The sequence below is a fragment of the Streptomyces sp. NH27 genome, assembly GCF_056859195.1.
Genome location: NZ_JACEGK010000572.1, coordinates 1 through 4,860 on the forward strand (window position 1 = coordinate 1; position 4,860 = coordinate 4,860).

A 4,860-nucleotide genomic window follows, 5' to 3' on the forward strand; every position below is an offset into this window, starting at 1 on the left:
ACGTGCCCCACCCCCGCCAACCCACGCTATGCGTCCCCGAGTTCCTGGAGTTCGACGTGGCCCGGCTTGAAGTCCTTCGAGGCGACGGAGCCATCCATGCTTCCCGTGTCGATGTGTGCCACCTTCCACAGCCGGCCGGCGAACTCGATCGTGCCGCCCACCGGCACGTCGCGGAATGTGCCGGCGGGTCGGCTGTCGTGCACGACGTGGACGGCGCACCGCAGCGGGCCGGACTTGATGTCGGTGACCACCACCTGATCACCCCCGGTACTGCTGTTGGGCGTGTGCCAGGCCAGCGACAGCATGCCGTCCCGGGTCATCGGCCAGTCGGTCATTTGCCCTCCCCCTTCAGTGGGCGCGTGCAGCCCAGGACCGGTCAGCACGACGCGGTAGGTACAGATCTGAGCGACGGTGTACGTACGGCCACCCAGGTCGACTCGCTGCGCGGGCTGCACGGTCAGCCGAGTGGAGCCGGTTGTCAACTCCGCAGTGCGGTGGGTGCCGTCGGAGTGTCCTTCGGTGTACGTCACGCTCGCTCCGCCCGGCAGCGCTGTCGCGGCCAGGCTGAACAGGTGCAGCCCTTTGACGGCGCCATCCCCCACGCACTGCGGCCCCTTGTCCACGGCCACCGGCGTCGTGGAAGCCGGGGAGGACGGGTGACCGGGGCCCCCACCCGAGGAGCCGCAACCGGCGGGCAGCAGGCAGCAGCAGACCAGGCCGAGCCCCCGCACCGCGTTCGACCGGGAGAAGATCACTTGCCCACCTGGAGTTGCTGCGGAGTCTCGAAGTACTCCTTGTACTGCTCCGGGGTGACCGTGACGTCATTGCCTGGCCCCCAAGGGTTACCGAGAAGCATGTTGCCCTGAGTATCGAACCCCTTCACGTAGTAGACGTGCCGCGTGACATAGTTCCCGTCCCAGCTCGGGTCGAGGTTCTTCTTGAGCTCGTCGTCGGACGGGGTCGCCCCGATGACCGGATGGTGCGACTGATATGCCTTCTTGACGCCGTCGAAGCCGTCGCCGATCGCCTTGGACTTGCTACCGGTGACGTAGGGCGGTGCCTTGTCGGTGAAGTCCCACTCGGTCGCGCCGTAGTCGCCCTGTTCGGCCCGGTCGTAGAGCGGGTCGCCCTGATGGTCGTCCGGGGCGCCGCCCGTGTCACCCGCATACATCAGGGCGAACGCCTTCTCGTAGTAGGCGGGCCGGCTCTCGTGCGCGCCGTAGGCGGACACGGGGGTGTTGTCACCGGCCAGCGGAATGTCGGGGGTGACAGTGACCCGGTGCAGGTTTCCGTCCTTGTCCCAGATCCGCACGTTCACCGTGCCGTTGGGGTTCTGCTTGACGCCGGACGCGTCTATCGCGCCCGGCGTCTTGAACAACGGGTCCTGCGGCATGCCGTAGTGCATGCCGTGGACGCCCTGTTCCTGCCGGGAGTTCTGCCCCTCCAGCCACGCGTCCGTCGTGTCGAAGCCCGGCTGGACCGGGAAGGCCGCTTCGATCTTGGGCCAGTGCGTGGGGCCCGCCTTCTTCAGCAGGGAGCTGGTGAAGTCGCGGTACTCGCCCGAGGGAAGGCCGTTGGAGTGCTGGAAGGGCCAGATGCCACTGTTGCCGGTGTGGGTGGCCACGTCGTCGAAGTGGGCGAGGTCGCCGGCCGGAACCTTGTCGAGGAAGGCGTCGAGCTCGGTCGGGGTGAGACCGTCGAGATCGCGCTTGATCCGTTCCAGGTCCGAACGGCGGTCGGTGTCACCGGCGTTCTTGCCGTTCAGCTCGGCGAGGTCGGTCAGCGCAGCGTTGATCTTCTTCTCGTCCGGCGCCTTCTCGTCGTCGAAGTAGAGCGACGGGTCGACGCCGTAGCCGTCGTCGACGAGCGTCTTCACACTGCCGAGTTGGGCGCAGCGGCGCTTCATCGACGCCTGGGTGTCGTCGAGTTCACGGGTCAGGGTGCCCGGCATGCAGCGGTAGCCGCCGAAGAAGAGGCCGCCCGTCAGATCGCCGACGAGCGGCTGGAGCAAGGTGCTGGTGGTGACCGGCTTGCTGCCCTTGAGGAGGCCGTCGGCTCGGGTCAGAACGACCGCGATCTGGCGGTGCAGGGGACCCGCGCCCTGGCTCGCCTTCTTCAGATCGCCGGCCAGCACGTCGATCTTTTCGGTGTCGAACCCGGCGAACTCCATCAACCGCCCCCCCTTTGCGGACTGCTGCTTCTTCTTCGCCGCCGCCTGGTCCTCCAGCGCCTGCGCCTCGGTGTCCCAGCGGGAGGCGTCGGCGACGAGGTCGGATGTCATCTGGTGGAGCGTGGACTTGCGGGAGACGAGCATCGCGGTGGTAGTCGTGGCGTACGGCCCCTGCCAGATCTTGGACTCGGCCTGACCGACCGCGTTGTCCAGATACGGCCCCAGCGATCCCGCGAGCTTGCGGGCCGTGCGCGCGCAGTCCCGCAAGTCGCCTGCGCGCTGCTTCAGTTGCTCGGGCGTTTCGCCCGGATCGCCTGGATCACCCGTCTTCTGCCCCATGCGGCACCCCCCGTGTTCGCAATGTGGTTGTCACCGTAGGGGAACGGGAGCCCGGGAGGGCGTGGTCGTGGCAGCGTGTTACGGAATCGGGACAGCCGCGACCGACATGTGACGCTGGGTGAAGGGGACTTCAGCCGCCGTGGCCGGTTTTGCGGGTGTGGAGCTGGCGGGCGACCTCGGCGATGGAACCGGAGAGGGAGGGGTAGACGGTGAAGGCGTTGGCGATCTGCTCGACGGTGAGGCTGTTGTCGACGGCGATCGAGATGGGGTGGATGAGCTCGCTCGCCTTGGGGGCGACGACGACGCCGCCGACCACGATGCCGGTGCCCGGGCGGCAGAGGAGCTTGACGAAGCCGTCGCGGACCCCTTGCATCTTCGCCCGCGGGTTGCGCAGCAGCGGGAGCTTGACGACGTTGGCCTCGATCCGCTTGGCGTCGATGTCGGCCTGGGTGTAGCCGACGGTGGCGATCTCCGGGTCGGTGAAGACGTTGGAGGAGACGGTCTTGAGGTTGAGCGGGGCCACCGCGTCGCCGAGGAAGTGGTACATCGCGATCCGCCCCTGCATCGCGGCGACCGAGGCGAGCGCGAAGATGCCGGTGACGTCGCCGGCCGCGTAGACGCCCGGGGCGCTGGTGCGGGAGACCTTGTCGGTCTTGATGTGCCCGGAGTCGGTGAGCTTGACGCCGGTCTCCTCCAGGCCCATCCCGCCGGTGTTGGGGATCGCGCCGACCGCCATCAGGCAGTGCGTGCCGCTGATCATCCGGCCGTCGGCGAGCGCCACCTCGACGCGGTCGCCGACCCTCTTCACGGACTGCGCGCGGGAGCGGGCCATCACGTTCATGCCGCGGCGGCGGAAGACGTCCTCCAGGACGGCGGCGGCGTCCGGGTCCTCGCCCGGCAGTACCCGGTCGCGGGAGGAGACGAGCGTGACCCGGGAGCCGAGCGCCTGGTAGGCGCCGGCGAACTCCGCGCCGGTGACGCCGGAACCGACCACGATCAGTTCTTCCGGCAGCTCGTCGAGGTTGTAGACCTGGGTCCAGTTCAGGATGCGCTCGCCGTCGGGCAGCGCGTCCTCCAGCTCGCGCGGGCGGGCCCCGGTCGAGATCAGCACCGCCTCGGCGGTCAGCCGCTCGCTGCTGCCGTCGGCGGCCTCGACCACGACACAGCGGGTGCCCTCGGCGGTCGGGCAACCCTCCAGCCGGCCGCGGCCGCGCATCACCCGGGCGCCGGCCCGGGTCACGGCCGCGGTGATGTCGTGCGACTGGGCGAGCGCGAGCCGCTTCACCCGGCGGTTCACCTTGCCGAGGTCCACCCCGACCACCCGGGACGAACGCTCCAGCGGTGGCGTGTCGTCGGCGACGATGATGCCCAGTTCCTCGTACGAGGAGTCGAACGTCGTCATCACCTCGGCCGTGGCGATGAGGGTCTTGGACGGTACGCAGTCGGTCAGCACCGACGCCCCGCCCAGGCCGTCGGTGTCCACGACGGTCACCTCCGCGCCGAGCTGCGCCGCTACGAGCGCAGCTTCGTAGCCGCCAGGTCCGCCACCGATGATCACGATCCGAGTCACGTACCCCATTGTCCCGCACGTGCCAAGCGCTCGCCGCCAGGGTCCTGCCCGTACGGCGACAGGGTGGTGATACGGCCCGACGGGACCGCGGCGGAAGCGTGGCAGGACCGCGGCGGAACTGCGGCAGGACTGCGCCGGGCCCCGCGCCGGGCCCCGCGACACGAACGGCGACGCGGACAGCGGCCGACCCCCGGCCGTACGAAAGTGGGCGACGTCGCAGGTGGCGCCGCGGGTGCGCCCGGGACGCCGCCCGACTCCCGGCGGGGACGTCGGCGGGCCGGGTCGCACACGGACGCGGCGTCCGCTCCTTACGCCGCGCGAACCCCGCTCCCGTACTCTCGTGTCCATGTCGCTCTACGCCGCCTACGCAAGCAACCTCGACGCGCGGCTGATGACGCGCCGCGCCCCGCACTCCCCGCTGCGCGGCACCGGGTGGCTCGACGGGTGGCGACTGACGTTCGGCGGCGAGCAGATGGGCTGGGAGGGCGCGCTGGCCACGGTCGTGGAGGCGCCGGGCCACCAGGTGTTCATCGGGTTGTACGACATCGCCGAAGTGGACGAGGAGTCCATGGACCGGTGGGAGGGCGTACCGCTGAGCATCTACCGGCGTACGACCCTGCGCGTGCACACCCTCGACGGCGACGAGGCGGCCTGGTTGTACGTCCTCAACGACTACGAGGGCGGCCTGCCCTCCGCCCGCTACCTCGGCGAACTCGCGGACGCCGCCGAGTCCGCCGGCGCGCCGTACGACTATGTGATGGAGATGCGCAAGCGGCCCTGC

General features: G+C 69.8%; 4 protein-coding genes. 1 reads left to right on the top strand and 3 read right to left on the bottom strand.

Translation table 11 applies throughout. The annotated features are described in order from the left end of the window. Positions 1-26: 26 nt before the first annotated feature. The 3 genes from AC13HU_RS32140 to AC13HU_RS32150 form a co-directional block, all read right to left on the bottom strand. Complete coding sequence (locus AC13HU_RS32140; RefSeq protein ID WP_483045505.1) at positions 27-755, bottom strand: hypothetical protein; 729 nt, start codon at positions 753-755, stop codon at positions 27-29. Next, on the bottom strand, positions 752-2,509 hold the full coding sequence (locus AC13HU_RS32145) for a C2 family cysteine protease (protein ID WP_483045506.1): 1,758 nt from the start codon (positions 2,507-2,509) through the stop codon (positions 752-754). The genes AC13HU_RS32140 and AC13HU_RS32145 overlap by 4 nt, the downstream gene beginning before the upstream one ends. A 130-nt stretch (positions 2,510-2,639) precedes the next feature. Further along, the gene (locus tag AC13HU_RS32150; RefSeq protein ID WP_483045507.1) at positions 2,640-4,088 is read right to left on the bottom strand and encodes an NAD(P)H-quinone dehydrogenase; all 1,449 of its coding nucleotides are present in this window, start codon (positions 4,086-4,088) and stop codon (positions 2,640-2,642) included. A 337-nt stretch (positions 4,089-4,425) separates the two neighbouring features. Between AC13HU_RS32150 and AC13HU_RS32155 the strand changes: the two genes are divergently transcribed. Then, the coding region (locus AC13HU_RS32155) for a gamma-glutamylcyclotransferase family protein (RefSeq protein ID WP_483045508.1) at positions 4,426-4,860 on the top strand (435 nt) is incomplete at its 3' end.